The organism is Tolypothrix sp. VBCCA 56010 (assembly GCF_050875635.1).
Classification (GTDB): Bacteria; Cyanobacteriota; Cyanobacteriia; order Cyanobacteriales; family Nostocaceae; genus Hassallia.
The window spans coordinates 1-26,654 of the sequence record NZ_JBPAOH010000042.1 but is presented as its reverse complement, the minus strand read 5'-3'; the positions used below and the strand labels follow the sequence as shown (position 1 = coordinate 26,654).

Here is a 26,654-nt window from a genome sequence, read left to right as displayed (position 1 = left end):
TAACCATTTATAGACTGAACAAAAATGGTTGAAAGCCATATACTACTTTGACATACTCACCGGGCTGAAGCCTCGGTGATTCTTGACGCTTCAACGGATTCTGCTACTGAAGTAGTCTTACAATTCCTCTGCGTCCGTTTAGAGTCGTGGCAATGCCCTGTCCCGACTTTATTTATATTTTTTGCGGCATTTTCATCCCGATCATGTTCAGATCCACAACCTAAGCATTTTACTAGTCGAACTTTTAAATCTAGCTTGCCCCACTTGTAACCGCAATCAGAACATATTTGGCTTGTTGGTTCCCATCGATTTATGACATGAAAAATTCTATTAAATTTTTCAGATTTACCTTCGCACAACGTTCTAAATTCTCTCCACCCTTGAAGGCTGATGGCTCTAGAAAGTTTACGGTTTTTAACCAGACCCGAAACATTTAAATCTTCCAAAACAATAGCTTGGTTTTCGCTCACTATTTTGGTAGAAAGTTTATGCAAAAAATCTTTGCGAATATCTGCAATTTGATTATGCAATTTCGCAATTCTAATGCGAGTGATATTTCTACGTTTTGATTCTTTAGGTTGACGTGCTAGTTTTTTCTGAAGTTTGCGAATTTTTCTATCTAGACTTGAATAGTTAGGGCTTTCGGCTTTAGATCCATCCGACATTACAGCAAAAGTTTTGATTCCTAAATCAATACCAATACTTTGGTTTTTGGCATCAATGTTGACGGGTTCAACTTCTACTACAAAGCTCAAGAAATAGCGGTTAGCGCAATCTTTAATTACAGTTAACGAGCTAGGCGAAGAGGGCAAATCTCTAGACCAAATAGGGCTAACATTACCAATTTTAGCCAAGTAAACTTGCTTCCCTTGAAATGTGAAACCTCCTATCCTAAATCGTGCTGACTGCTGATTAGTTTTCTTTTTAAATTTGGGTCTACCTACTTTCTTGAAGGCGTGTCGCCGGACAGAATCTTCTGTCCGGCGAACCGCCGCCCCTTTACGTTTCCCTTTTAGAGAGTCGAAAAAGTTTTTGTATGCAACGCCCAAATCCGCAACAGATTGTTGCAACGGGATATTAGATACTTCAGATAACCATTGCCGTTCAAGAGTTTTCTTCGCTTGAGTAATAACTAGCTTTTGCAAGTCATTATTACTTGGTAGCTTCTCTAAACCCTTACAGATAGCCAGGGCATCGTTCCACACAACACGAACACAACCAAACAATTGAGCTAGGCTTCGTTGCTGTTGGTCTGTTGGATAAAAACGATATTGATATCTGGCTTTCATGCTTAGTGCTATAATTGGTCTGTAGATATATTATATATTGGTCTGCATAAAATGACAAGCCTGTTTCGTAGGGAAAGGCATAGTTTTACAGATTTAAAAATACATTTGGTCTGCGTTACGAAATACCGTAGGGCTGTATTTACATTAGAAAGTCTTGCGGAAATTGAAAATTCATTTCAAGAAGTGGCTAAAAAAATGGATTTTCAAATAATTGAATTTAATGGTGAGGCTAATCATGTTCACGCGCTGATTGAGTATCCGCCCAAGTTATCCATCTCTCAAATAGTTAACGCATTAAAAGGTGTTTCTAGCCGTCGCTATGGGCAAGCTGGATACAAAAAACCTCATAAAGAAGCGCTATGGAGTCCTAGTTATTTCGCTATTTCTGTAGGTGGAGCGCCCTTAGAGGTATTAAAAGAATATATTAGGAATCAAGAAAAGCCGTCGTAGAACGACGGGGCTTGTGTCCCATTTTTTCGGTCAGAAAAACGGAGAGACAGGGATTCGAACCCTGGTTAAGTTGCCCTAAACAGCATTTCCAGTGCTGCGCCTTCAACCACTCGGCCATCTCTCCAGATGCCACAATTTATAATATTACTATAAAATAGCAAAAAATGCAAAGATATTTTTTGGGAATGGGGAATGGGGAATGGGGAGTGGGGAGTGGGGAATGGGGAATGGGTAATCGGGCAGGGGGGCAGGGGGGCAGGGGGAGAAATATTTCTTCTTTCTTACCGATGCCCAATGCCCTATGCCCTATGCCCTATGCCCTATGCCCTATGCCCAATTACCAATTACCCAATCCAAAATCAACATGTCTCGTACATACACAATTAAAGTTCGCGATCGCGCTTCTGGTAAAGAATATACCTTAGAAGTGCCAGAAGACCGCTACATTCTGCACAGCGGCGAAAAACAAGGGGTAGAACTGCCGTTTTTGTGCCGAAATGGGGCTTGTACCACTTGTGCTGTGCGAGTGCTGTCAGGAGAAATTTATCAACCGGAGGCGATCGGACTTTCCCCAGAGTTGCAGCGTCAAGGTTATGCGCTGTTGTGTGTCAGTTACGCACGTTCTGATTTATACGTGGAGACACAAGACGAAGACGAAGTTTATGAACTTCAGTTTGGACGCTATTTTGCTAGAGGAAAAGTGAAAGCGGGTTTACCTTTAGATGAAGATTAAGGAGTTGTTAGTTGATAGTAGTTAGTTGATGGTTGATAGTAGTTAATTGATAAGAAATATACGTAGGGTGCGTGATTGTTTAAATCCGTAACGCACCCTACAAATACTAACATCAATTAACCAATAAGCACTAACAATTAACCACTAACCACTAACAATTAACCAATGATTAAAATCATAATTTTAGCTTGCCTGTTACTTCTAGTGGGTTGTCAACCTAAAACCCCGCTTGCTGACAATCAGCCTTTGGTGAAAGTAGCGCGGGTGGTGAGCGGGCAGACGTTGGAGGTGTTAGGCTTGGCAGAGCAACCGAATTTGATTTCTCAGGTGCGGTTGGTTGGTATAGAAGCACCAGATTTGCGCCAGCGTCCGTGGGGAGATACGGCGAAAGATGCGTTAGAAATGATGATTGGCGGTGCAGAACAATATGTCAAGCTGGAGTTTGATATCCAACCCAAAGACAAAATTGGGCGGACTTTGGCTTATGTGTGGAAAGATAAGGTGTTCTTGAATGAACGGCTAGTCAAACAAGGGAATGTGCTGTTTGTTGCGCGATCGCCTAATCATAAATACGACCAACTTTTAGATCGCGCTCAACAATGGGCTAGACTCATGCAACAAGGCATTTGGAACCCGGAAAAACCGATGCGTCTGACTCCTGCTGAGTTTCGCTGTCAAAATCGTTAGGTAAATTGTAAACTACTTTTATTGATGAATTTGGGCAAGGCGTGTAGTTAGACAAGTTGTCTTTTGACAAAAGATGGCAATTTTGATATGTGTGTGATTAATAGTAGTGAGCGATTTATCGCTCAATTTCAAGCGAAGACAGCGCTTACTACGGAGTCTAAATTCATATGAAATTAAATGTAAAATGTACTACGTTTGTTCTGGCAATTTTAGTGGGAATCCCATTTATCAATACTCAGTCCAAACAAGCGATCGCCTCTCAAACCGAAGAAGTTACAATCAAATTTGCGGGTAAGGTCGGTAATAATGCCTTTAGTTGTGGCACTAGTTATCAATTAGGGAAACCTGCTACAACTGTTACTGCTTTAGATTTCCGCTTTTACGTTTCTGACATTGCGCTGATTGATGCTAATGGTAAAGCTGTTCCTCTCAACCTCAAGCAAGATGGTAAATGGCAATATCAAAACGTCGCTCTCATCGACTTTGAAAATAAAACTGGTGGTTGCGTTAATGGTACAATCGAAACGAGCGATCGCGTAGTCGGTACAATTCCCAAAGGCAACTACAAAGGCTTAAAATTTACTTTGGGTGTCCCTTCTAACTTGAATCACGAAGACTCCACCCTTGCCCCTTCACCTTTAAATCTCACCTCGTTATGGTGGAGTTGGCGTCTTGGATACAAGTTTGCTCGCATCGACTTTGAAAATCAACGTACTGCCCAAGCAACCATGCACAAGCAGCACCAACATAACGATAAAGAAAATGGCAACGGCTTTCTCATCCACTTAGGTAGCACCGGTTGTCAAGCCGAAACCTCTACCCAAAAACCAGCAACAGAATGTAGCAATGCCAACACATCAACTATCACCTTTACTAACTTTAATCCAGCCAAAAACATCGTTGTTGCTGATATAGCTAGACTGCTAGCAAGCACAAATCTCAACCGCAATCAGCCAAATACATCACCTGGATGTATGTCAGAACCTAATGACAATGACTGCGCTGGCATTATGGCAAGCTTTGGTATACCTTTTGGTGGTATCTCACCAAAACCAAGTTTTTTTCGAGTTGAGTAAAGCACATGATTTTTAAGTGGAAACGCTGGTTTGCTTTAACAGTGATTTTCGCAATAACATTCTGCTTATCTATCGGTCTGAGTAAAGTTTTATCAGCACCAAACACTGCTTACGTCTGGAATATCCCCTCTTGGATGCCAAAGCCAGTTGTCCCTGCTGATAACCCGATGACAGCAGAAAAAGTAGAACTCGGTCGTTATCTTTTTTATGAAAAACGCCTTTCTATTAATGGGGAATTTTCCTGTGCTTCCTGTCACATTCAAAAGCTAGCTTTCACCGATGGTAAAGCGATCGCTGTGGGGGCAACCCAAGAAAATCACCCGCGAAATTCAATGAGTCTGGTAAATATAGCTTACAACTCCGTTCTCACTTGGGCGCATCCAGGGATGAAAAAGCTAGAGGTGCAAGCATTGATACCAATGTTTGGCGAACATCCGGTAGAAATGGGTTTGACAGGAAAGGAAAATGATATTTTGCAGATGTTGCGAGAAGACCCTAATTATCAAAAGTTGTTTGCCGCAGCTTTTGATAAAGGAGATAGTAATATTAATCTGAAAAACCTGACAAAAGCTTTAGCTTCATTTGAACGCAGTTTGATTTCCGCCAACTCCCCCTATGACCGTTACCGTTATGGTAATGATAAAAATGCTATCTCAGCAGCGGCGAAGCGAGGTGAGACACTGTTTAATAGCGAACGTTTGGAATGTTTCCACTGTCACGGTGGCTTCAACTTCAGCGACTCAATCAAACATGAGCGTTTGGCGTTTGAGGAAATTGCTTTCCACAACACAGGACTTTACAATATTGATGGTAAAGGAGCATATCCACCTAATAATACTGGAGTGTATGAGATTACACATAAACCGTCAGATATGGGTCGATTTAAAGCCCCCACATTACGAAATATTGCTTTGACTGCTCCGTATATGCATGATGGCAGTATTCCTACTTTAGAAGAAGTTATCGACCACTACGCAGCTGGTGGTAGAACTATTGATAGTGGGGTAGGAAGTAAAAATCCTTTCAAAAGTAACTTTATTTCTGGATTTAAATTGACTCAACAGGAAAAGCAAGATTTGTTAGAATTCCTGCGAAGTTTAACGGATGAATCGTTTATCAATAATCCAGCTCAAGCTAATCCGCAAGTTCAGTAAAAAATAAACTAGATATGCAAATTTTCCTAGATATTGCTACAGAAGCAGCATTAGCTGCCGGTGCGGTTTTGCAAGGTTACTTGGGTAAATTAGAAGACGCAATTACCGAAAAAGGACGCCCAGGTGATTTAGTCACCGCTGCTGATAAAGCTTCCGAAGTGGTGATTTTGGATATTTTACGTCGCCACTTTCCAGAACACTCTATACTTGCTGAAGAATCAGGTAAGTTAGGAAATCAAGACAATGAATTTCTTTGGGCGATCGACCCCCTAGATGGTACAACTAACTACGCTCATCAATATCCGTTTTTTGCAGTTTCTATTGGGCTGTTAATTAATGGTGTTCCGCAAGTTGGTGTGATTTACGACCCATTCCACGATGAATTATACCGTGCAGCCACGGGTTTAGGAGCAACGCGCAATCGTCGTCCGATCAAAGTTTCCGAAACTTCAGAACTAAGTAAAAGTTTGTTAGTTAGCGGATTTGCCTACGATCGCCGCGAAACATCTGATAATAATTATGCCGAATTTTGTCACCTCACCCACCTAACCCAAGGAGTTAGACGCAGTGGTTCCGCATCTTTAGATTTGGCACATGTCGCCTGCGGACGTTTGGATGGTTATTGGGAAAGAGGTCTTTCACCTTGGGATATTACCGCTGGCATTATTTTACTACAAGAAGCCGGCGGTAAAGTCACAGCTTACGATCGCACTCCTTTAAAAATTGAGTCTGGTAAACTTCTTGCCACTAACGGTCACATCCACGACCAGCTAAGTCAAGAATTACAGCAAGTTCCCCCTTTGTCAGCGTGGGGATGAGGGGATGAGGAGGCAGGGGAAGCAGGGGAGGCAGGGGAGGCAGGGGAAGCAGGGGAGGAATTACCCAATGCCCAATGCCCAATGCCCAATTCCCAATGATGTTAAATTTATAGCCATTTCTCAGAAGCAAAGTACACTAGTAAAATCTAATGGACTGCTTGGTGCAAAGCTTCTCTCTATATGTCTTGGAAAATAGATCGTGGACTGTTTAAGTATGATTTCACAGATTATCACGCAGTTTTGTGTGTTCCGGTGGATGCGGATGTAAAAGATATTCGCAAACGCTATCTGAAAATCGCTCGTCGTCTGCACCCTGATAGTAATGCTAACGCTAGCCCTGCTGAGAAACAACTAGCTACTGAGTTGTTATCAAAGTGGGTTAATCCTGCTTACGAAAAACTCTCAGCCGATCGCACGCGTGCAGAATATATGGTAGTTTTGTCGCAAATGGGCAAACGTTTGATACAAGATTCATCTACGGTGGAACTAAACACTGATTTGGCAAGGCAGTTAGCTGGTACACCAAATGTGGATCATGCATACAAAAGTGCGATCGCTAAAATTGCCGAAACTCAATATGACTCTTTAGAAAAAGTCCTACAAATCGTTGCTTATGTCAGTGAGTTGAATTTAGTTTACTTAATGCGGACTGCGGGTAAATCATTTGCAGCTTCCCAGCAAGCAACCCAAAGCCAAATTCACACAGGTGTACCTACCCCAAATAAAGCTACTAATACACCTCCTCCTGCCCCACCAGCGCCTCCAAAAGAAGATTCTGTGGCAATTCAGTATTTGCGTCGCGCTCAAGAATTGCTCGGAAAAAATCAATTGGCACAAGCTAGGGTAGAATTGCAAGATGCCATAAAACTAGAGCCTAATAATAGTCGCTGTCATAGCTTGATTGGAGTGGTGTATTTGAAGCAAAATCAAAGCACAATGGCAAAGGTTCACTTTGACCGCGCTCTGCAACTAGACCCCAATGATGAAACGGCATTGAAGGGTAAACGCGTACTAGAACAGGCTTTGGGACAAAAACCAGGTGGTTCTAAAGTGACTTCATCCTCTAATGGGGGTAAGCAATCAGATAAATCTGGCAATGGTGGTTTATTTGGCGGTTTGTTTGGTGGGAAGAAAAAATAATGGTGTATCAACCAGCAGCGGGTGCAAGGGATTTATTACCCTTAGATGTAGCTCAAAAACGCTGGATTGAAGATAGGTTAGAACAAGTGTTTCACCGTTGGGGATATCACAGGATTATCACCTCAACTTTAGAACGCATGGATACTCTAATGGCGGGAGAAGCAATCGATCGCAAAAGAGTGATTCAATTGCAAAATTCCGAAGATGAAGAATTAGGCTTGCGTCCAGAACTCACAGCCTCAATTGCGCGTACCGCAGTAACACGCATGGCTGGTGTTACTTTTCCGCAACGCTTGTATTATAATGCCAATGTGTTTCGCCGCACCACAGAAAGTAGGCACAATCGCCAGCAAGAATTTTATCAAGCTGGGGTAGAGTTGCTTGGTGGTGGGGGATTGTTGGGAAATGCAGAAGTGCTGCTGTTGGTGGCTGATTGTCTGCAAGCACTTTCAATTTCACATTGGCATTTAATTTTAGGCGAAGCGGGAATTACGCGATCGCTTTTATCGGCTTTTCCCCCAAATCTACAAGCTACTGTCAGAAGCGCGATCGCTAATTTAGATCGTATTGCTCTCGACAGTTTACCCTTGAGCGATGAACTCAAACAACGCGCCAGAATCATGTTAGATTTGCGCGGAAACCCGGCAGATGTTTTGGAACTCGTCAGCAATTTAGGATTAGACGCCGAACAGCAAACAGCCGTAAACGATCTCAAATCTCTGGTAGAATTACTAGAATCCAAAGGGGATTTACCGTTAATTCTTGACCTCAGCTTAATTCAAACTATAGATTATTACACTGGCATTGTCTTTGAAGTTGTCAGTGATACCGAAACGCAAGCGCGGGTTTTAGGGCGGGGTGGTCGCTACGACCAGCTTTTGGGACTATATCATCCCCAAGGCGAAAACATTCCCGGTATTGGCTTTGCACTCAATATAGAAGATTTATACCAAATATTGTTATTAAATAAGTATTTACCGCAAGCGACACCAGCCAGCAATTGTTTAGTAGTACCAGAGACAGCAAATGCTTACGCTGCGGCGTTTGCTTACGCACAAAAACTCCGAGATTCTATAGAATTAGTGCGGGTAGAAATCGACTTGGGGGAACGTGACGCAGAAGCAATTCGGGAATATGTACGCGATCGCCAAATTGCCCAAATTGTCTGGATTAAAGCTGATGGATCGCCGATGATTGAGTCAATGGTCTAGGGCATGGGGCATGGGGCATGGGGCATTGGGCATTGGTGAAAAAGCATATACTATAGACTTTGGATTGATGATTAAGTATTGTTGCTAGGCTATAAATAGCTGGTTCAATACAGCTATAAGCGATCCAAGAGGGGAATTATGCCGCATACAATTGTTACTAATGTTTGTGAAGGTGTCGCAGATTGCGTCGATGCCTGTCCAGTAGCTTGCATTCATCCAGGACCGGGCAAAAACACCAAGGGAACTGATTGGTATTGGATTGACTTTGCTACCTGCATTGACTGTGGTATATGTCTTCAAGTATGCCCGGTAGAAGGAGCGATCGTTCCGGAAGAAAGACCGGATTTACAGAAAACGCCATAATAGTTATTAGTCCAGAGTCCATAGTCAATAGTTATTTTTATTTGACTAATGACTCTTGACTAATGACGGCAGGTGCTTCAAGCCGGGAAACCCGTCCAACGCACTGCCTCCCCAATGCCCAATGCCCAATGCCCAATGCCCAATGACTAATGACTATTTGCTAGAAGTTAACGATGTCCGCGCTGGATATATTAAAGATGTGGATATTTTGCAAGGCGTAAATTTTCGGGTACAAGCTGGGGAATTAGTTACAGTGATTGGTCCCAACGGTGCTGGTAAATCCACCTTGGCAAAAACGATTTTTGGACTTTTGACACCTCATACAGGTACAATTACCTTCAAAGGTGAAAATATCACCGGACTAAAGTCAAATCAAATCGTCCAGCGGGGAATGTGCTATGTACCGCAAATCGCCAACGTTTTCCCCTCCCTCAGCGTGGAAGAGAATTTAGAAATGGGTGCTTTTGTCCGCAACGTTGCTTTAAAGCCGTTGAAAGACAAAATATTTAGCATGTTTCCTAGATTAAGCGATCGCCGTCGTCAACGTGCCGGCACACTTTCTGGAGGGGAACGCCAAATGTTAGCAATGGGCAAAGCTTTGATGTTAGAACCGAGTTTGCTGCTATTAGATGAACCTTCTGCGGCTTTATCTCCTATCTTGGTAACGCAAGTATTCGACCAGATTAAACAAATTAATCAAAGTGGTACAGCGATCGTACTAGTAGAGCAAAATGCTCGTAAAGCCCTGGAAATGGCTCATCGCGGTTGTGTCCTAGAGTCTGGACGCGATGCTATCACAGGCGCCGGTCAAGACTTGTTGAACGATCCGAAAGTCGGTGAATTGTATCTTGGTGCCGGGAAAAGGCATTAGGGAGATGGGGGAGCCAGTTGATTAAGTTTTGTCAAGAAAAAGCGGCTTTGGCATAAAACTCGCACTTCTAAAGCTGAGAAGTATACAGAAGTTACTTTAACTTTCAGCAATTGTGGTTTACTGAAAACTGGTGCAACTGCTACAAAGTGGTGAGGGGAGTGCAATGTCTAAGATGAGTATTCGTTTGGGCTGGTTTTTAGGAATTGCGACATGCAGTGCGATCGCATTTTCTCCCAATTCTGCTTCTGCCCAAATTACCCCAGATAGCACTCTCCCGAATAATTCCATCGTCACACCAAATGGCAGCACCCTCAATATCACAGGAGGAACCCAAGCTGGTGGCAACTTGTTCCACAGCTTTAGCGAGTTTTCTGTTCCCACTGGTGGCACTGCTTTCTTTAACAATGCTGTAGATGTTCAAAATATATTCAGTCGCGTGACGGGTGGGTCAGTCTCTAACATTGATGGGTTAATCCGGGCTAATGGTACAGCCAACCTGTTTTTGATTAATCCCAATGGGATTATTTTTGGTAAAAATGCCTCATTGAACATCGGTGGCTCATTTCTTGCCAGTACGGCGAGTAGTCTGAAATTTGCTGATGGTACGGAATTTAGTGCCACTTCTCCCCAAACCACACCTCTACTAACTGTAAGTGTTCCTACTGGTTTGCAATTTGGGGCGAATCCGGGAAATATCGTCAATCAATCTCAGGTACGCAATAGTAATGGTGAACTCGTTGGTTTTCAAGTTGAGCCTGGGAAAACCTTGGGGTTGGTGGGCGGTGATGTTACTCTAGAGGGAGGTATTGTCTTTGCTCCTGACGGACGGATTGAGCTAGGGAGTGTTGCAGGTAACGGTTTGGTAAGCCTGACAACAACTGACACTGGCTATACTCTGGGCTATGGGAACATTAAGGACTTCCAAGATATTCGTTTGATGCAACGAGCCATTGTCACTACTAGTGGCGATAGCGGTGGCAGTATCCAGGTGCAGGGCGCTAACGTGACGCTCACGGACGGTTCGCAAATTCAGACAGATCTTCTGGGTGCGGGGACTGGGGAAGGTTTGACTGTCAATGCCTTAAAATCGGTGCAGCTGATCGGCACTTCAGCTGATGGTTCAGACTACAGCGGCTTATCAAGTGTCAATGATGGGACAGGAAAAGCGGGAGACTTGACAATTAATACCAGACAGCTACTAGTTCAAGATGGGGCTAGGGTTGATGTTAGCATCTATGGTTCAGGCAAAGGGGGAAGTTTGAGTGTGAATGCCTCAGAGTCAGTGCAATTAATTGGTCGTCTAAACCGTGGTTTTCCCAGTGCCTTGTCCGCTATTGTTAGCTCGAAAGCAACAGGAGATGGGGGAAATTTGACAATTACTACCAGACAGTTACTGCTTCGGGATGGGGCAAGGGTTTCAGCGACTACTCTTGGTTTAGGTAAGGGTGGGAGTTTAAATGTCAATGCCTCTGAATCAGTGCAACTAGTTGGCATCACTGCTGATGGTCAGTCGGATGGCGGTTTGGCTACTCAAACTCAAGGCGAAGGAAAGGCGGGAGACTTGACGATTAATACCAAGTATTTACTGGTTCGGGATGGAGCTCAAATTTCAACTGGCACTTATGGTTCAGGCAAGGGTGGGAGTTTGAATGTCAATGCCTCTGAATCAGTGCAACTAATTGGTTATCCAGCCAATGGTTTTGCCAGTGCCTTGGTTTCTCAATCTGGAAGGGGAGCAAGAGGAGAGGCGGGTTCCTTGACGATTAACACTCCTGTGTTGCGCCTTCAAGATGGGGCTAGGGTTGATGCTAACACTCTTGGTTCAGCGGATGGAGGAACTTTGAATGTGAATGCTTCCGAATCAGTGCAACTGATTGGCATCTCAGCTGATGGTCAGTTTTCCAGCGATTTGTCTGCTAAAACTTACGGTACAGGAAAAGCAGGTTCCTTGACGATTAACACTCCTATGTTGCTCCTTCAAGATGGAGCCCAGATCTCAGTAGGCACGTTTGGTTTAGGGGAAGGGGGGAGTTTGAATGTGAATGCTTCCGAATCAGTACAACTTATTGGTCGTTTACCCAATAGATCGATTTTCAGCGGCTTGTATACTCAAACTGAAGGGGCAGGAAAAGCAGGTTCCTTAACGATTAACACTCCTGTGTTGCTCCTCCAGGATGGAGCCAAAATCTCAGCTAGCACGCGTGGCTCAGGGGATGGGGGGAGTTTGAATGTTAATGCTTCCGAATCAGTACAATTGATTGGTACCTCAGCCAATGGTCAGTCTCCTAGCGCTTTGGTCGCTATCGTTAGCATTCAAGGGACAGGAAAAGCAGGTTCCTTGACAATTAACACTCCTATGTTACTTATTTGTGATGGGGCACAAGCCACAGTCAGCAACCTTGGAAAAGGGGAGGCGGGCAACCTTGGCATCACCGCTAGCTCTGTGCGACTCGACAACGGCAAGATAATAGCACAGACGCGCTCTGGCAATGGCGGCAACCTCAATCTGGGTATTGCAGACTTATTGCTGATGCGTCATGGTAGTGAAATTTCCACCACGGCAGGCACGGCAGAAGCTGGTGGTGATGGTGGCAATATTAAGATTGATGCCCCCAATGGCTTCATCGTTGCCGGAGCAAGGGAAAATAACGACATCACCGCTAATGCGTTTAGTGGCAGTGGAGGGAGAGTCACAATTAACGCTACTGGCATTTTTGGTATGACAGTGCGTACTCGTGAAGACTTGGTGAGGCTGCTAGGAACTAACTTAGACCCTCAACTGCTACCAACAAATGACATCACAGCAATTTCCCAGACAAGTCCTACTTTAAACGGTACTGTAACAGTCAACACCCCAGATGTTGACCCCAATCGTGGCTTAGTCAACTTGCCAACCGTACCACTTGACACCGAAGTGTCCCAAGTCTGTCAACCACGTACAGCACAAAATCAAAGCAGTTTTGTCATTACTGGACGTGGTGGCTTACCCCCCAACCCCAGAACCGATCTCCTCACTCCTGACGCAGTTCAAGTAGATTGGGTAACGCTTAACCCAAACAGTAACAACCGTACTCCAACTGTTATAAAAAGTCCCACTCCAACTCCACCACAACCTATTATTGAGGCTACTGGGTGGGTGCGAAACGAAAAGGCAGAGGTGGTTTTAACAGCGAATCCGTCCACAGCTATCCCTCATAGTCCTTGGATAACCCCTGCATCTTGCAATACTAAAACGTGAGTATCCGAACCTAGGCAATATCTTGCTCAACGAGGTACGACCGGACAAGATAGCTGCAAGGGCATTAACTCTAACCGCAGCCTTACAAATTATTTCGGCTGGTGTGGACAGGGGGAGCTTTCTTGAGCAGGGGGAGCTTTCTTGAGCAGGGGAGAGGAATTTTCCCCTATGCCCATTGCCCAATGCCCATTGCCCAATGCCCATTGCCCATTGCCCAATTACCAAAAATTAAATGACTCTTAAACCGTGTAAGAGGGTACTCTCACATCCCTCTTAAGTCTGATATGTTCCTGGCAACAACTAAACTGTTGTCAGGTAAATCAATGAGTCGAATTAATGGATTTGTCGGGCGTCGTCATTTCTTGAAGCTGGCTAGTATGGCTAGCTTTGGTATTGCTACTTATAGCATACTTTGGGGCACACAGCAAGCTGTTAATCCACAAATTATAGTTGCTGATACTCATCCAGTCAACCCTAATCCAGTAATTCCTGATGTCGCTTTAAGGCGATTGCTGGATGGAAATAAACGATTTATACAGCAAAAATCTCAACATTCTGATGAATCTTTAGAACGTTTGCGATTAGTTGCTAAAACACAGCATCCTTTTGCGTCTGTATTGGGCTGTGCAGATTCTAGAGTACCAGCAGAAATTATTTTCGATCAAGGACTTGGAAATTTATTTGTGGTGCGAGTCGCTGGTAATGTCGTCAATGATTTGGTTACAGGCAGCCTAGAATATTCTACTACAGTATTGGGTTCTCAGCTCATCCTAATTTTAGGTCATAGAAGATGCGGTGCAGTCGCAGAGGCAATCAAAAACGAGCCACTTCCAGGGAAAATTGGCTCTGTTATTGAGGGCATTAAACCTGCTGTAGAAAGGGTAAGATTAACAACTGGCGACATCACCGAAGATGCGGTTATTGCCAATATTCAATATCAGGTTGAAGAATTGGCGAACAAGTCAACGATTTTGGCTAAATTGGTAAGCGTTGGCAAACTAAAAATTGTTGGCGGTTGTTACGATCTTGATACTGGCAAGGTAACTGTAATTACTTAATTCAGCGGATATTGTCTTAATGACCGAATTAACTTAAAGTGCGTAAATCCTAAGTCAAATTAAGTGTCCTTTAGTAAAGTACGACCAGCAAAAGGCGACTTTCACCAATTTAGTTAACGGGTAATACTATTATTTTGTGGGTCATGATTTTAGCGATGTCTGACGACAAGCCCTTCGGGTTCGGGAGTTCGCAATCGACGGGAACCGCCAAGACTGCGACTCCCTCACCGCTTTGCGTCTACGCCAACCATAGACAAACACCACACTCAAGCCAAATATTCTTCTATAGCTAAAAAGTTCAATTGTTATACCGAATTTTGGTATAGTTAGTGCAAATAAGAAAAGATTTTTTGATTACTCAGTTGCAGTAATACTTTAGATTGTCCTGACTCATAGCGTCTTTGCTTTCTGTGTATATATAGGAATGCTTTCATTGCGGATGAGGATTGAATTTATTTGTATAGCAACTTGGTATCAATTTTGTGTATCAAATTAAGGTAAATTCATGAGCCGAATTAATGGATTTGTTGGGCGTCGTAATTTATTAAAGTTAGTAGGTGTGGGAGGTGCTGGTATTGCTGCTACTGCTGCTAGCGGTGTACTTTTAAGTGGAGAGAAAGCTGTTGCTCAACAACAATCTACTTTTGTACAAAAACCTCAACCAGTTAGTCCTGATGCAGCTATAAAAAGATTGGTGGAAGGAAATCAACGGTTTGTTGACGGAAAGCGTCTCAACCCCAACCAATCACGATTGCGTTTGCAAGAAACTGCTGTAGCTCAGTATCCGTTTGCAGCTATACTAGGTTGTGCTGATTCGAGAGTGCCTGCGGAAATTGTTTTCGATCAGGGATTGGGGGATTTATTTGTCGTGCGACTTGCTGGTAATGTAGCTGCTCAAGAGGCTATTGGTAGTTTAGAATTTGCTACTGCCGTATTGGGTGCCCAAACTATCATGGTTTTAGGTCATGCAAGATGCGGTGCAGTTTCTGCCGCAATCAAAGGTGATCCTCTCCCAGGTAGAATTGGCATTTTTGTTGAGGAAATCAAACCAAGTGTAGAAAGGGTAAGAAACAAAACTGGCAATATGCAAGAAAATGCTGTTATCGCCAATGTCCAATATCAGATGGGAAGATTAACAGAAAGCTCAACGATTTTAGCAAACTTGATCAAAGAAGGCAAACTGAAAATAGTTGGTGGTCATTACGACCTCGCCAAAGGAAAAATCACCATGTTAAGCTGATTTTGGCAAGCTTTCTCTGTTAAGAATTGTCGTGCTTCTCAAACTCAATCCAGAACACTTGCTTTTAATCCGCACCCATGCCGCAAGCACTTATCCAGAAGAGTGCTGCGGTATAATCTTGGGTTATCTTGCTAATGAGAGCAAAACTGTGGTAGAAGTAATACCAACAGAAAATGCTTGGAGTGGAGAGACATTAGAGGATAATAAAAGGCGGCGATATGCGATCGCACCCGAAATTATGCTAAAAATACAAAAAGAAGCACGCGATCGCTCTTTGCATATTATTGGTATATACCACTCCCATCCCGATAATCCAGCGATTCCTTCAGAAAGCGATCGCATACAAGCTTGGCAAGAATATTCATATATCATAGTTTCTGTCCCCAACGGCAAAGCGGGTGAACTCAAAAGCTGGCATCTTGACGGCGATCGCCAATTTCAAGAAGAAGAAATTGAAATTGCATAAAAAAATTAACAATTAAAAATCTTTTTTCCCCACCTTTTGTACAGACGCGATTAATCGCGTCTCTACACCTCCCCACAGCGTCACATTTTTCGGTAGGATTAATATTCCGCGCTTCCACATCAAACTGTTATGCTCAATCCCAATCTGGATGAAATCCAGCTCACAAAAGACGATTACGAACGTTACTCCCGACACCTGATTTTGCCAGAAGTCGGATTAGAGGGACAAAAACGTTTAAAATCCGCTAGTGTACTGTGTATCGGTACAGGTGGACTCGGTTCGCCGTTGCTATTGTATCTCGCAGCGGCAGGTATAGGACGTATCGGTATTGTTGACTTTGATATTGTCGATACTTCCAACTTGCAACGCCAAGTGATTCATGGTACATCTTGGGTAGGTAAACCGAAGATAGAATCTGCAAAGAACCGCATTCACGAAATTAACCCTTATTGTCAGGTTGATTTGTATGAAACGCGCTTGAGTTCTGAAAACGCTCTTGATATTATTAAGCCTTACGATATCGTCGTGGATGGTACTGATAACTTTCCCACACGATATTTAGTCAACGACGCTTGCGTGTTGTTAGACAAGCCTAACGTTTACGGTTCAATTTTCCGCTTTGAAGGGCAAGCTACGGTATTTAATTACGAAGGTGGACCGAATTATCGTGACTTGTATCCAGAACCACCACCACCAGGAATGGTTCCCTCTTGTGCAGAAGGTGGCGTACTGGGAATTTTACCAGGAATTATTGGTTTAATTCAAGCAACGGAAACTGTTAAAATCATTTTGGGCAAGGGTGAAACTTTAAGCGGACGCTTAATGCTGTATGATGCCCTTAACATGAAATTCCGGGAATTAAAGCTGCGTCCGAATCCAGTGCGCCCGGTGATTGAAAAGTTGATAGACTACGAACAATTCTGCGGTATCCCACAAGCAAAAGCAGAGGAAGCGAAACAGCAGATGGAAATTCAAGAAATGACGGTGCAGGAATTAAAGCAGTTGCTAGATAGCGGTGCAGATGATTTTGTCCTGCTGGATGTCCGCAACCCCCATGAGTATGAAATTGCTAAAATACCCGGTTCAGTTTTAGTGCCATTACCGGATATTGAAAGTGGGCAAGGTGTTACAAAAGTTAAAGAATTACTCAACGGACACCGCTTAATAGCTCATTGTAAAATGGGCGGGCGATCGGCGAAAGCCCTCGGCATTCTCAAAGAAGCCGGAATTGAAGGTACAAACGTCAAAGGTGGTATCACCGCTTGGAGTAAAGAAGTAGATCCATCAGTTCCAACGTATTAATTTTTAAACGCAGAGGGACACAGAGGTTTAACGCAGAGGGACGCGGAGTTATTTATATTTCTTTGCGAACCTCTGCGATAACTTTGCGTTACTTTGCGTTTCAATTCTTACTTCTGGGCAAACCACTGCCGAATCAACTCTACTTGAAAGCCGTATCCCTCCCCAACCTCCTCAATTAACTCTCTTTGCAACAGCAAATTAAGACTGCTTTCCACTACATCAGGAAACTGTTGCAATAAAGTTTTGCGGCTAACTATTGCCCCTTCCCCAAGTGCAGCGATAAAGCGTAAAATAGCAAGTCCGGCTGCGTCTACTTGATTATTTTGAATATCTGCAAAGAAAAAACCGCCACTACTGAAAGCCGCTGGTATCCCCGCTTCCACATCCATTAAATTTGCCAATCGGCGCACAGAAGGGGCTTGCTCATTTTTGAGGGCGACAATTTCTGCACACAGCAATTGTACCAGGAAAGGGTGACAGCGGGTAAGTTGCAATACTCGCTCAACTGCATTCGGTTCATAACGCAGGGTAAAATCTTTGACAGGATGGTCAATAAGTTGACGCGCTTCGTCTTCTTTCAGGTACGAGATATGCACAACTTGGACATTAATTAAATAACTAGCCCAACGCTGATATTCTTGGATAGTATGAGAGCCAGCAATTAATATCTTAAACTTGGGACGATGTTGGATTAAGTTACGCAGCATTCCTAAAACATCTTCTTCATCAAAGCGTCCTTTGGTTATAGCGCTGTCGAGTACCTCGAACTCATCTAGAGAAAGCAGTGCGGTGTTATCCTGTAACGCTTGTTCTACTTTATCTAGCCATTCGTCAAAGCTGGTGAAGGCGTCTTTTTCCAGTTCTTCTCGTGTTAAGGATGGTAGAGTTAAAGCACTTTGGCGTTTAGCTGAGGTTATCATCCCTCTCGCGAGGTTGTAGAGAAAACCTGCATGGTTGCTTGCTGATGAGGGTGCGCCTTGCAAGTCTACAAACATCGGGATAATGCTATTGGGTAATAGCTTTCCCAAGTTGTTAAGTAGGGAAGTTTTGCCCATGCGTCGCTGACCGTAGAGTAGCAGAGGTGGGCGGCGCCGGTCTAGAAGTAATTGCTCAATGCGTAAGCCAATGCTGGTGCGTCCGATAAAGATTTCTAATTGCTGGTTTAGGGGAACACCAATTATGTAGGGATTATCAATTTCTTGACGGATCTCGACAGCTTTAACTAGTTCCTCTACATGGTAGGCTATTATCTGATACCAACCTTGAGCAATAGGGTAGAAGCGCTCGGCGTATTTGTCGCTGGTGCTGGTCAATTCCTGCAAAAGAGCATCTAAACGAACTGCAACAGCGCTCAGTACTTGACGTTGGCTGTAACTACTTTTTTGGTTCAAAGCAGCGTCCACATCCTCACTGATACTACCAAAGATGATTAGCAGAGCGCTAGCTGGGCTTTTCAGCTCGTCAATTACCATGCTATTGTGAGCGTTACGGATAGCTTCTAAATCTGCATAGTGTTCTAGCCTACGTGCATCAAGTTCAATTTGTACAGCTTGAATTGCCCAACGTTGACGACTGGTACTCAGGTAATTAAACGCAGCACTTCCTTCTGCAAAGTTACGCTCTATTACCAACAGCAGGTGCTTATCCAAGCCATACAGAGGTATCTCCTGCCACTCATCCCAAAAAGCAGAATGCCAACGCAAGAGACTGATATCCTTACCTATGCGTCGTTTGTCAAGTCGATGAAGCAGCATATTCGATAATTGTAGTAATGGATAGGACACCCAAGGTCGCCATGAGTTAATAGTTACTCCCAGACCAACCAGCACGCCAAGCGGCACGCCAAACATCACGCCCACCACCACGAACGCCACGCCAAACTTCACGCTACCCGCCACGCCAAACGTCATGCCAAACGTCACGCCAAACGTCATGCCAAACGTCACGCCAAACGTCACGCCATACATCACGCCATACGCCACGCCATACGCCACGCCATACGCGACGAAAACCGCCATGCCCGCCACGAAAAACAACATGTTACTCGCCATCCCCACGCCATACGCGACGAAAACCGCCATGCCCGCCACGAAAACCGCCATGCCACTCGCTATGCCACTTGCTACGCCCGCCACGAAAACCGCCACGCAAAACGCCACGCAAAACGCCACACCACCCGCCAGGCCATACCCCACACCAAACGCCCCGCCAAACGCCCCGCCAAACGCCACACCACCCGCCACGCCAAGCGCCACACCACCCGCCACACCACCTGCCACACCACCCGCTACGCCAAGCGCCACGCCACCCGCCACGAGAAGCACTATTTCTTCTAATGATTTACCCAATACCAACAACACCAAGCCAAAAATTAAATTAGCAAGGAGGGGTAAGACCAAGTACCCCTGTATTAGCAGCCGCCACAAAGCCAGGTTTTGCCATCGTCCTCGTGTAAACAGAAAAAATAGAGATGAGTCCGGTTCTAAATCAGTGTCAATACGTTTGAGGTGGTTACGCCACGCCTTTGGACGGAAGAAAAGCCAGAACAGCAGTTGCAGGCTACCGAGTATCAAGTTGGGGTGCTGTTTGGGTGCATGGGTGTAGATTTTACTGTAGTCGGTGGGGGTCATATTGGTTGGGATTTTTTTGGGTTCCTCTGTCTGAGTCCATACCCGCCAAGGAATAAATTCCCTGGCTAATAGCGAAAGTCCTCTCAAGAGGACTGCAAAACTGAATCTTTCAAGGGTTTCAGTCAGTTTTAACTGACTTGAGCTATTAGCCTGGAAATTGATTTCCGGGCGGGTGTGAGCGCTTACCAGTAAATCCGGATAAGCGTATTCAATATAATCATTGCAGCACTTCCCAATCTTCTGGAGGCACAGCTGGCTCAAATGGTTCATCATAGCGATAAACCTTATCACGTAAGGGATTGAGCAAAATATTTTTCATCGTTCGGTTAACTAAACTAAGATAATCGTCTAATTCTTCATATACAGTCAATTCTGTTTCTTCTTCGGAAGTGAGAGCAGATTCTTTTTGTTTATTTATTAATTTTTCAATTCGCTTTTGTACCTGACTAGAAGCGCGAAATATTGGTACTCCTTCTACTAACTCGATGCGAACAGCACCCTCTGAAGGTAAACTGTTGGGTAAGTGATGCAGCTTTAGGGGAAAATTAATTGTCATGGCATTTGTCTAAAAACATAGGGTAAATATTTACCTCTACTTATCCAATTGCAAATCGCACTGTTTAAATACATAGTTAACAGCCGCAAATAGCTGCTCTAAGTCTTGAATTGTATAGAAAGTTTTATTTTGTGTAAATATATCTATATTTAACTTGCCAAACTGCCATACTGACCCATTAGAAACAATGCCAAATATCGTCTTTTCTGGTTCGTTATTAATCCGCTGCACTGCTAACATTTCTGCCAAGCACTGACCCCAACCTTCGGTAAAGTCGCTTTCTTTCTTTGCTTCAACTAATACAAAATATGGCTTGTCAAACACTACCGTGCCGAGGGGCGATCGCTTTGCCAATATATAATCAGGAACACCGCATAACTTCTCATCATAAATCAACGTTTGGTGACTCCAAAGTAAAAACTTACTTCGATAAGCTTTCCATACTTCTTTTAATACTGGATAAATGATATTCTCACAAATCGCAATTTCTGAATTATCAAAAACTCCTTCATTAAAAATCAAATCTAATTCCTGTCTAAAGCTGGCACTAATTTCAAAAGGTGTTTCCCTAATGAAATTATCCCGAACATACTTAATCTGAAATTCTTTGGCAACAACGCTAATACTCTTGTAACTACTAAAAGGCATTTCTTCAGCCCTCGTTTTGTGTATCTAATAAATGAGCAAATGGTTTTATCTGTCTTAACCCTTCTTCTTGCCAATTTTCATCATCCTCCCCATCTTCTAGAGTAAATAATCTTTCCATACAAAGAATTTGCAGTAAAAGTGGAAAACAGTGACTTTGTGTTAAAATCCACTCTATATCTTCATCAGTAAATGGAATAGGAGAACTTGCTATTAATTCTCGTGCTTCTGCTTCTGTCAGCGCACCCAATGTAGCGGTATAGCCGAAAATATTGAAGAAGGGTGAACTATGTCCGGTATTATGTGCTAGTTCAATCGGTGAAGAATGGGTTGCTAAAACAAACGCTAAATTACCATCTGTAGAGTTTGTAGCTAAAGAACGCAAACATTCCCAAAATGCATCATCAAGTTCTGGACAGCGTTGCAATCCTACGCCAATTTCATCTAATAAAATAATTGTGGGATTATGCAAATTTTCACTCATCAAATCCATGAAGTAATCAAGATTACAAGGATTTGGTACTTTCATTCCCAAAGATTCTAAAATGTAACTTAGTAGTCTTTCTCTGTTTGCCATGCGTTGGTCTTGAAAGTCTACGAATATCCACTTATAATTTTCTGGATGCGGTAGCCAAGAATACTTTTGATTGAGGCGTAAATTTTCTGTTGGGGTGGTGGTGATGTTTTTCAGGTAGTGCAGCAGTGAGGTTTTACCGCTGCGCTTTTTGCCGATAATGGCAGCGTTTTGTAGGGGATGGCGTTTAAGTAGGTTGAAAAGGCGTTTAAGTTCGTAATTACGTCCGAAAAAGTAGCGAGGATCGGTGATTGGGGTTCCGGTGATGAAAGGCGATCGCTCTTCTCTTCCTATTACAGGTTTATAAAGTTCTTTTCTATACAAAACAGGTGTAAGATGTTCCGGAATACCTTGTAGTTGAATTTCTACACGACCAAACTGATAAGCGTCTTCTATCGAACGATTTGCGGCTAATGCTTTATAAAAACCAACTGCGAAAGCGATCGCAGCTTTATCACCAATAGCGTCATTCATCCCAATTACAAAGGGGATGTGTTGGGCGATCGCAACAGCCTGTATTTCAGAATAGCAGGCATTCAGCACCACACAACTAACTTGCAATGAGAATAACTTGAACATTGCAGCTAAAGCATCAGGCTTAACAGGCTGAACTTTGCCTACTTCATTTTCAAAGCACAGTTCACCAGTACTCTTACCATGTCCGGAAAAGTGTATAATCTGCGGTTGAATATCAAATATCGCCTGTGTGATATCCCCGACGCGGACTGACTCTTGCTGCTCTAATTGATACTTTTCTGATTTGGCTATTTGCAACCTTGCTTTAATATCTCGCAACTCTTGAAATAATCTTAGTCGAGATTCATCACTTGGATCGGCTGCTAAAAACAGGATTTTTATAGGGATATCACTGTTCATTCACAAAACAATGAAAGTAACATTGTTTATATATTACCTGATGGTTTATGGGAACCTACCCCAATATCCGCGCCCGTAAACGTTATCGGGGTTTAAAGTTCTTTCATCGGTTTCGTTACTGTGGGTTTGATGAGCGTTTGCGCTGAATAATCTCAGGTAACTCGTCTATGTTGAGGGGTTTGGCATTTGCTCTAATCCGGTCTGATAACTCATAAAACGCTTCATTATCGTCTGGGTGCTGCAATACGTAAGCTCTCAAATCGCCTTTACTCATCGTTTTGAAATTCGGTTTGGTCATAACCAACTCTTCCTTCTTTGTCAACTGTTATCTCTATCTTGTCACCCGCCAGAATCACCAAATCGTCTGTTCTTTCATCTATTCTGACTAAATATATGGGTAGAAATATTTTGGTTAACAAGTACGAGAGCCGGAATAGTTCTTTAAGTTGTTCTACTGTTGGCTCCATCTCATACCCTAACAAAATTACAGGATTTTGGATTTTAAAGTTGTTGCCATACAAGCGTTTCAACAATCCATTTGTTGCAATTGCTATAAACTCAAGAATGAGGAGTCAAAAGTTAATAACTCCTAACTCCTCACTCCTATAGCTGGGGACTGGGGACTGGGGACTGGGTGAAAAGCCTTTTTGTGTCTAGGTTTTATCATCTGTTGATGTCCGGCAGCACCTTGGCTATTACTATAATTGCCGTACAGACGTTCCAGTGGAACGTCTCTACCTAACTTTTTTTACAATTGACAACTCAACTCGCCGGCTTTTTGACTAAAGCGGCTGTTTTCGCGATAATCTACAGGACAATCTATTACTGCTGGGACATCTTGTGCTAAAGCTTCTTTGAGAATCGGAACTAAATCAGTAGCAGATTCAACGCGATAACCTTTTAAACCCATACTTTCTGCTAATTTGACAAAATCGGGATTGCCAAAATGCACAAAAGACGATCTACCTTTGCCAAAGTGATTTTCTTGTTTCCACTCAATTAAACCGTAGCCACCATCATTAAAAATTAAGGTGACAAAAGGTGTACCAACGCGCAAAGCTGTTTCTAATTCTTGGCAATTCATCATAAAACCACCATCACCAGTTGCAGCTACAACTTTACGGTTGGGATAAACGAGTTTTGCTGCTAAAGCGCCAGGAATCGCAATTCCCATTGCGGCAAAGCCATTAGAAATCAGACAAGTATTCGGACTATGACAATGATAATGACGGGCAATCCACATTTTATGTGCGCCGACATCAGATATTACAATATCTTCTGGTCCCATCACTTGCCGCAAGTCATAAATTAACTTTTGTGGCTTTATCGGATATCCATCATCATTAGCATATTGTTCGTAATCGGCACGAATACTTGAGCGTAAAGTGATGGCAAATGGGTTGTGTTTACCTTGTCTATCTGCTAACTTTAAAATCTCATTCAGAGAATCGGAAATATCCCCAACTACTTCAGTACGAGGAATATAACTACTATCAATTTCTGCCGGATTTGCCCCAATATGCACAATGGGAATTTTACCGCTAGGATTCCATTTTTTCGGAGAAAATTCAATCAAATCATAGCCGATCGCTATCACTAAATCTGCGTTATCAAAAGCACAAGTGATAAAATCTCGCTGTTGCAATCCCACTGACCACAATGCTAAAGGGTGAGTATAAGGAATTACACCTTTACCCATAAAAGTATTGGCAACAGGAATATTCATCTGGGTAGCAAATTGCGTCACAGCGTCGCTAGCTTGAGCGCGAATCGCTCCATTTCCCACTAATATTAACGGATTAACTGCCTGAGAAATTGCCGCTGCTGCTGCCCGAATACTCGCAAAAGAAGCATAGGTTTTCTCTATATTATGCTTCTGCAAAGGTTTCCCTTCTACAGGCATGGCGGCAATATTTTCCGGAACATCGATGTGAACTGCACCGGGTTTTTCAGTTTGCGCTACTTTAAAGCCCTTTCGCACAACTTCTGGTGTAATACTCGGTCGCACAATTTGCTTAGTCCACTTTGTCACCGGGGCAAACATCGCTACCAAATCTAAATATTGATGCGATTCGATGTGCATTCTATCTGTGCCTACTTGCCCGGTAATTGCTACCAAAGGCGCACCATCCAGGTTAGCATCCGCTACACCCGTCATCAAGTTGGTTGCCCCAGGACCGAGTGTAGAAAGACACACCCCGGCTTTTCCGGTCAGGCGTCCGTAAACATCTGCCATGAATGCCGCACCCTGTTCGTGACGGGTAGTGATAAATTGAATGGAAGAATTTTTTATTGCTTCCAAAACGTGCAAATTTTCTTCGCCAGGAAGTCCAAAAACGTATTGCACTCCTTCATTTTCTAAACACTGTACCAGTAGATCCGCTGTATTCATTTAATTAATTCCGTAACTAAGATTTAGGGGTTAGGGGTTAGAGGTTAGGGAGAGGGGGGGATGGGGAGAGGGGGGGAGTGGGAGAAAAAAGAATTACTATTTGTCTCCTTGTCCCCCAAGTCGTCCCCCACTCCTCCACTCCCCCACTCCTCCACTTTCTACTCCCCAATCACTTAACCCACACTGTTTTAACATTGACAAACTCGTGTATGCCCTGAATACTCAATTCTCGTCCATATCCAGAACGTTTAATTCCCCCAAAGGGCATCCGGGGGTCGGATTTTACCATACTGTTGATGAATACGGCACCGGCTTCGATTTCGTCAATTAAGCGATCGCTTTCCCCCTCATTTTGCGTCCAAGCACTGGCACCCAAACCAAAGGGTGTACCATTAGCGATCTTTATCGCCGCATCGATATCCGGAACCCGAAATAACATCGCCACGGGTCCGAAAAATTCCTCTTGTGCGGTGGGGCTATCTGTGGGAATATTAGTAAGAATCGTGGGCGGATAGTAGTTACCAGGGCGATCGCTATCAGGTTGTCCACCGATGAGGATTTTTGCCCCACTCTTGAGACTTGCTTGCACTTGTTCGTCTAAATCTTGGAGAATACCGGGAGTTGCCAAAGGTCCTAAATCTATGTCTGGTGACATGGGATCGCCAACTTTTAGCGCTTGGAATTTTTCTAGGAGTAGTTTTTCAAATTTATCGGCGATCGCTTCCACCACAATAAAACGTTTCGCTGCAATACATGATTGCCCGTTATTCAACATCCGCGCTGTAGTCGCTGTTGCAACTGCTGTTTCTAAGTCAGCGCTTTCTAACACGATAAACGGATCGCTTCCGCCTAATTCCAAGACAACCTTTTTAATTTGTTTCCCCGCAGCAGCAGCAAGTGATGCACCTGCGGGTTCGCTTCCTGTCAAGGTGGCAGCTTTTATTCTGTCATCAGCCATTAGGTCTGCTACCTTCGCAGCACCAATTAATAGTGTTTGAAATGCACCTTTGGGAAAACCTGCCCTTTGCATGATATCTTCAATTGCCAAGGCACACTGCGGCACATTAGAAGCGTGTTTCAGCAAGCCGACATTACCTGCCATCAATGCCGGTGCAGCAAAACGGAATACTTGCCAAAAGGGAAAATTCCACGGCATGACGGCGAGAATTATACCTAATGGTTGATAGCGGACAAAACTACGACTGGCATCGGTTTTCACTTCCACATCGGCGAGAAATTCAGCCGCGTGTTCGGCGTAGTAGCGACATACTAAGGCGCATTTTTCGACTTCAGAAATGGCAGCTTTGTAAGGTTTGCCCATTTCTAGGGTCATTATCTTAGCAAAGTCAGCTTTTTCTTTGTCTAAGATATCAGCCGCTTGTTGCAGCCAGTGCGATCGCTTGCTAAAGTCAGTTTTGCGATAATCATCAAAAGCCAAACCTGCCAAATCCAACTTAGCGGCAATTTCCGCATCAGTTAGCGGCTCAAAAGTTTTTAGTGTTTCCCCTGTAGCGGGATTAATGGTGGCGATCGCCATTACCTGACCTCCCGTTGAAAATAACTTACAGTAGCTTTATAGTCTTACACATAGTAATTGCGGCAGCTACCACCCAAATTCTAGTCTGTTAAACAAGATTTGGTTTCTCAATGTTAAAGTTTCGCAACTAAAACCAAAATAAAATATACAAACTATATCTGTATTTATATTGATTTTTTCTGGGAAAATGTCACTTCTCGATCGCCCCCAAGCTTTTTGTACTATCTTTGTAAGTTTCTGCTATCTAACCCAAGTTGCTAGTTATGCTTTAGAGGGTTCGCAGGCATAACATTAAAGCAATAAAATCCCCTCCAGAGTCAAAATCGGAGGGGTTTATGTTAAATGAAA

The 26,654-nt window shown here is 43.5% G+C and carries 26 protein-coding genes and 1 tRNA gene; 17 read left to right on the top strand and 10 right to left on the bottom strand.

Going from position 1 to position 26,654, the window contains the following annotated elements; genetic code table 11:
* Positions 1-56: 56 nt before the first annotated feature.
* Complete coding sequence (locus tag AABK37_RS16350; protein WP_432552613.1) at positions 57-1,289, bottom strand: RNA-guided endonuclease InsQ/TnpB family protein; 1,233 nt, start codon at positions 1,287-1,289, stop codon at positions 57-59.
* Positions 1,290-1,340: 51 nt separating this feature from the next.
* On the opposite strand from AABK37_RS16350, the gene tnpA reads away from it, so the two are divergent.
* Entirely contained in the window at positions 1,341-1,739 is a 399-nt protein-coding gene (gene tnpA, locus AABK37_RS16345; protein ID WP_432552612.1) for an IS200/IS605 family transposase, read from the top strand.
* A gap of 39 nt (positions 1,740-1,778) precedes the next feature.
* On the opposite strand, the gene AABK37_RS16340 is transcribed toward tnpA, so the two are convergent.
* A tRNA-Ser gene (locus tag AABK37_RS16340) sits at positions 1,779-1,863 on the bottom strand.
* Positions 1,864-1,931: 68 nt separating this feature from the next.
* Between AABK37_RS16340 and AABK37_RS16335 the strand changes: the two genes are divergently transcribed.
* From AABK37_RS16335 to moeB, 16 genes are all read left to right on the top strand, one after another.
* Complete coding sequence (locus AABK37_RS16335; protein WP_432552611.1) at positions 1,932-2,126, top strand: hypothetical protein; 195 nt, start codon at positions 1,932-1,934, stop codon at positions 2,124-2,126.
* Entirely contained in the window at positions 2,104-2,472 is a 369-nt protein-coding gene (locus AABK37_RS16330; RefSeq protein ID WP_039753195.1) for a 2Fe-2S iron-sulfur cluster-binding protein, read from the top strand. The genes AABK37_RS16335 and AABK37_RS16330 overlap by 23 nt, the downstream gene beginning before the upstream one ends.
* 165 nt (positions 2,473-2,637) lie before the next feature.
* Entirely contained in the window at positions 2,638-3,159 is a 522-nt protein-coding gene (locus AABK37_RS16325; protein ID WP_432552610.1) for a thermonuclease family protein, read from the top strand.
* A 167-nt stretch (positions 3,160-3,326) separates the two neighbouring features.
* Positions 3,327-4,235, top strand: coding sequence for an MbnP family copper-binding protein (locus AABK37_RS16320; protein WP_432552609.1), 909 nt, complete (start codon positions 3,327-3,329; stop codon positions 4,233-4,235).
* Between the two features lie 5 nt (positions 4,236-4,240).
* Complete coding sequence (locus AABK37_RS16315) at positions 4,241-5,389, top strand: MbnH family di-heme enzyme (protein ID WP_432552608.1); 1,149 nt, start codon at positions 4,241-4,243, stop codon at positions 5,387-5,389.
* Between the two features lie 14 nt (positions 5,390-5,403).
* Positions 5,404-6,207: an inositol monophosphatase family protein gene (locus AABK37_RS16310; RefSeq protein ID WP_432552607.1), complete on the top strand. Its 804-nt coding sequence runs from the start codon at positions 5,404-5,406 to the stop codon at positions 6,205-6,207.
* A 4-nt stretch (positions 6,208-6,211) separates the two neighbouring features.
* Entirely contained in the window at positions 6,212-6,403 is a 192-nt protein-coding gene (locus AABK37_RS16305) for a hypothetical protein (protein WP_432552606.1), read from the top strand.
* The gene (locus AABK37_RS16300; protein ID WP_432552605.1) at positions 6,388-7,347 is read left to right on the top strand and encodes a J domain-containing protein; all 960 of its coding nucleotides are present in this window, start codon (positions 6,388-6,390) and stop codon (positions 7,345-7,347) included. The genes AABK37_RS16305 and AABK37_RS16300 overlap by 16 nt, the downstream gene beginning before the upstream one ends.
* Positions 7,347-8,558: an ATP phosphoribosyltransferase regulatory subunit gene (locus AABK37_RS16295; protein WP_432552604.1), complete on the top strand. Its 1,212-nt coding sequence runs from the start codon at positions 7,347-7,349 to the stop codon at positions 8,556-8,558. The genes AABK37_RS16300 and AABK37_RS16295 overlap by 1 nt, the downstream gene beginning before the upstream one ends.
* Before the next feature lie 138 nt (positions 8,559-8,696).
* The gene (locus AABK37_RS16290) at positions 8,697-8,921 is read left to right on the top strand and encodes an indolepyruvate ferredoxin oxidoreductase subunit alpha (RefSeq protein WP_039753205.1); all 225 of its coding nucleotides are present in this window, start codon (positions 8,697-8,699) and stop codon (positions 8,919-8,921) included.
* Positions 8,922-9,063: 142 nt separating this feature from the next.
* Positions 9,064-9,792 (top strand): ABC transporter ATP-binding protein, encoded by a 729-nt coding sequence (locus tag AABK37_RS16285; RefSeq protein WP_432552648.1) that lies wholly within the window; start codon positions 9,064-9,066, stop codon positions 9,790-9,792.
* 163 nt (positions 9,793-9,955) lie between these two features.
* Positions 9,956-13,030, top strand: a complete 3,075-nt coding sequence (locus AABK37_RS16280) for a filamentous hemagglutinin N-terminal domain-containing protein (RefSeq protein WP_432552603.1) — start codon at positions 9,956-9,958, stop codon at positions 13,028-13,030.
* 323 nt (positions 13,031-13,353) lie between these two features.
* Positions 13,354-14,088, top strand: coding sequence for a carbonic anhydrase (locus AABK37_RS16275; RefSeq protein ID WP_432552602.1), 735 nt, complete (start codon positions 13,354-13,356; stop codon positions 14,086-14,088).
* Positions 14,089-14,593: 505 nt separating this feature from the next.
* Entirely contained in the window at positions 14,594-15,328 is a 735-nt protein-coding gene (locus AABK37_RS16270; RefSeq protein ID WP_432552601.1) for a carbonic anhydrase, read from the top strand.
* A gap of 31 nt (positions 15,329-15,359) precedes the next feature.
* On the top strand, positions 15,360-15,794 hold the full coding sequence (locus tag AABK37_RS16265; protein WP_432552600.1) for a Mov34/MPN/PAD-1 family protein: 435 nt from the start codon (positions 15,360-15,362) through the stop codon (positions 15,792-15,794).
* A 129-nt stretch (positions 15,795-15,923) separates the two neighbouring features.
* The gene (gene moeB, locus AABK37_RS16260) at positions 15,924-17,096 is read left to right on the top strand and encodes a molybdopterin-synthase adenylyltransferase MoeB (protein ID WP_432552599.1); all 1,173 of its coding nucleotides are present in this window, start codon (positions 15,924-15,926) and stop codon (positions 17,094-17,096) included.
* A 107-nt stretch (positions 17,097-17,203) separates the two neighbouring features.
* On the opposite strand, the gene AABK37_RS16255 is transcribed toward moeB, so the two are convergent.
* The 8 genes from AABK37_RS16255 to AABK37_RS16220 all read right to left on the bottom strand — a co-directional run bounded on the left by AABK37_RS16255 (position 17,204) and on the right by AABK37_RS16220 (position 26,306).
* Entirely contained in the window at positions 17,204-19,999 is a 2,796-nt protein-coding gene (locus tag AABK37_RS16255; RefSeq protein WP_432552598.1) for an AAA family ATPase, read from the bottom strand.
* Positions 19,944-20,282 (bottom strand): hypothetical protein, encoded by a 339-nt coding sequence (locus AABK37_RS16250; RefSeq protein WP_432552597.1) that lies wholly within the window; start codon positions 20,280-20,282, stop codon positions 19,944-19,946. Before AABK37_RS16250 ends, AABK37_RS16255 begins: the two co-directional genes overlap by 56 nt.
* A 36-nt stretch (positions 20,283-20,318) precedes the next feature.
* Entirely contained in the window at positions 20,319-20,930 is a 612-nt protein-coding gene (locus AABK37_RS16245) for a hypothetical protein (RefSeq protein ID WP_432552596.1), read from the bottom strand.
* A 4-nt stretch (positions 20,931-20,934) separates the two neighbouring features.
* Positions 20,935-22,377 (bottom strand): CHAT domain-containing protein, encoded by a 1,443-nt coding sequence (locus AABK37_RS16240; RefSeq protein WP_432552595.1) that lies wholly within the window; start codon positions 22,375-22,377, stop codon positions 20,935-20,937.
* 115 nt (positions 22,378-22,492) lie between these two features.
* Positions 22,493-22,675, bottom strand: a complete 183-nt coding sequence (locus tag AABK37_RS16235) for a DUF6887 family protein (RefSeq protein ID WP_039753223.1) — start codon at positions 22,673-22,675, stop codon at positions 22,493-22,495.
* On the bottom strand, positions 22,644-22,910 hold the full coding sequence (locus AABK37_RS16230; protein ID WP_432552594.1) for a DUF6888 family protein: 267 nt from the start codon (positions 22,908-22,910) through the stop codon (positions 22,644-22,646). The genes AABK37_RS16235 and AABK37_RS16230 overlap by 32 nt, the downstream gene beginning before the upstream one ends.
* Positions 22,911-23,125: 215 nt before the next feature.
* A complete protein-coding gene (locus AABK37_RS16225) occupies positions 23,126-24,769 on the bottom strand; it encodes an acetolactate synthase large subunit (protein ID WP_432552593.1) in 1,644 nt (547 codons plus the stop codon).
* Between the two features lie 169 nt (positions 24,770-24,938).
* Positions 24,939-26,306, bottom strand: coding sequence for an NAD-dependent succinate-semialdehyde dehydrogenase (locus AABK37_RS16220; RefSeq protein ID WP_432552592.1), 1,368 nt, complete (start codon positions 26,304-26,306; stop codon positions 24,939-24,941).
* Positions 26,307-26,654: the final 348 nt, after the last annotated feature.

What these genes read in the sequence shown, in the direction of transcription:
- AABK37_RS16350 (WP_432552613.1), bottom strand. Translation starts at nt 1,289, where the DNA reads ATGAAAGCCAGATATCAATATCGTTTTTATCCAACAGACCAACAGCAA.
- tnpA (WP_432552612.1), top strand. Translation starts at nt 1,341, where the DNA reads ATGACAAGCCTGTTTCGTAGGGAAAGGCATAGTTTTACAGATTTAAAA.
- AABK37_RS16335 (WP_432552611.1), top strand. Translation starts at nt 1,932, where the DNA reads ATGGGGAATGGGGAGTGGGGAGTGGGGAATGGGGAATGGGTAATCGGG.
- AABK37_RS16330 (WP_039753195.1), top strand. Translation starts at nt 2,104, where the DNA reads ATGTCTCGTACATACACAATTAAAGTTCGCGATCGCGCTTCTGGTAAA.
- AABK37_RS16325 (WP_432552610.1), top strand. Translation starts at nt 2,638, where the DNA reads ATGATTAAAATCATAATTTTAGCTTGCCTGTTACTTCTAGTGGGTTGT.
- AABK37_RS16320 (WP_432552609.1), top strand. Translation starts at nt 3,327, where the DNA reads ATGAAATTAAATGTAAAATGTACTACGTTTGTTCTGGCAATTTTAGTG.
- AABK37_RS16315 (WP_432552608.1), top strand. Translation starts at nt 4,241, where the DNA reads ATGATTTTTAAGTGGAAACGCTGGTTTGCTTTAACAGTGATTTTCGCA.
- AABK37_RS16310 (WP_432552607.1), top strand. Translation starts at nt 5,404, where the DNA reads ATGCAAATTTTCCTAGATATTGCTACAGAAGCAGCATTAGCTGCCGGT.
- AABK37_RS16305 (WP_432552606.1), top strand. Translation starts at nt 6,212, where the DNA reads ATGAGGAGGCAGGGGAAGCAGGGGAGGCAGGGGAGGCAGGGGAAGCAG.
- AABK37_RS16300 (WP_432552605.1), top strand. Translation starts at nt 6,388, where the DNA reads ATGTCTTGGAAAATAGATCGTGGACTGTTTAAGTATGATTTCACAGAT.
- AABK37_RS16295 (WP_432552604.1), top strand. Translation starts at nt 7,347, where the DNA reads ATGGTGTATCAACCAGCAGCGGGTGCAAGGGATTTATTACCCTTAGAT.
- AABK37_RS16290 (WP_039753205.1), top strand. Translation starts at nt 8,697, where the DNA reads ATGCCGCATACAATTGTTACTAATGTTTGTGAAGGTGTCGCAGATTGC.
- AABK37_RS16285 (WP_432552648.1), top strand. Translation starts at nt 9,064, where the DNA reads ATGACTAATGACTATTTGCTAGAAGTTAACGATGTCCGCGCTGGATAT.
- AABK37_RS16280 (WP_432552603.1), top strand. Translation starts at nt 9,956, where the DNA reads ATGTCTAAGATGAGTATTCGTTTGGGCTGGTTTTTAGGAATTGCGACA.
- AABK37_RS16275 (WP_432552602.1), top strand. Translation starts at nt 13,354, where the DNA reads ATGAGTCGAATTAATGGATTTGTCGGGCGTCGTCATTTCTTGAAGCTG.
- AABK37_RS16270 (WP_432552601.1), top strand. Translation starts at nt 14,594, where the DNA reads ATGAGCCGAATTAATGGATTTGTTGGGCGTCGTAATTTATTAAAGTTA.
- moeB (WP_432552599.1), top strand. Translation starts at nt 15,924, where the DNA reads ATGCTCAATCCCAATCTGGATGAAATCCAGCTCACAAAAGACGATTAC.
- AABK37_RS16255 (WP_432552598.1), bottom strand. Translation starts at nt 19,999, where the DNA reads ATGATGAACCATTTGAGCCAGCTGTGCCTCCAGAAGATTGGGAAGTGC.
- AABK37_RS16250 (WP_432552597.1), bottom strand. Translation starts at nt 20,282, where the DNA reads ATGACAATTAATTTTCCCCTAAAGCTGCATCACTTACCCAACAGTTTA.
- AABK37_RS16245 (WP_432552596.1), bottom strand. Translation starts at nt 20,930, where the DNA reads ATGCCTTTTAGTAGTTACAAGAGTATTAGCGTTGTTGCCAAAGAATTT.
- AABK37_RS16240 (WP_432552595.1), bottom strand. Translation starts at nt 22,377, where the DNA reads ATGAACAGTGATATCCCTATAAAAATCCTGTTTTTAGCAGCCGATCCA.
- AABK37_RS16235 (WP_039753223.1), bottom strand. Translation starts at nt 22,675, where the DNA reads ATGACCAAACCGAATTTCAAAACGATGAGTAAAGGCGATTTGAGAGCT.
- AABK37_RS16225 (WP_432552593.1), bottom strand. Translation starts at nt 24,769, where the DNA reads ATGAATACAGCGGATCTACTGGTACAGTGTTTAGAAAATGAAGGAGTG.
- AABK37_RS16220 (WP_432552592.1), bottom strand. Translation starts at nt 26,306, where the DNA reads ATGGCGATCGCCACCATTAATCCCGCTACAGGGGAAACACTAAAAACT.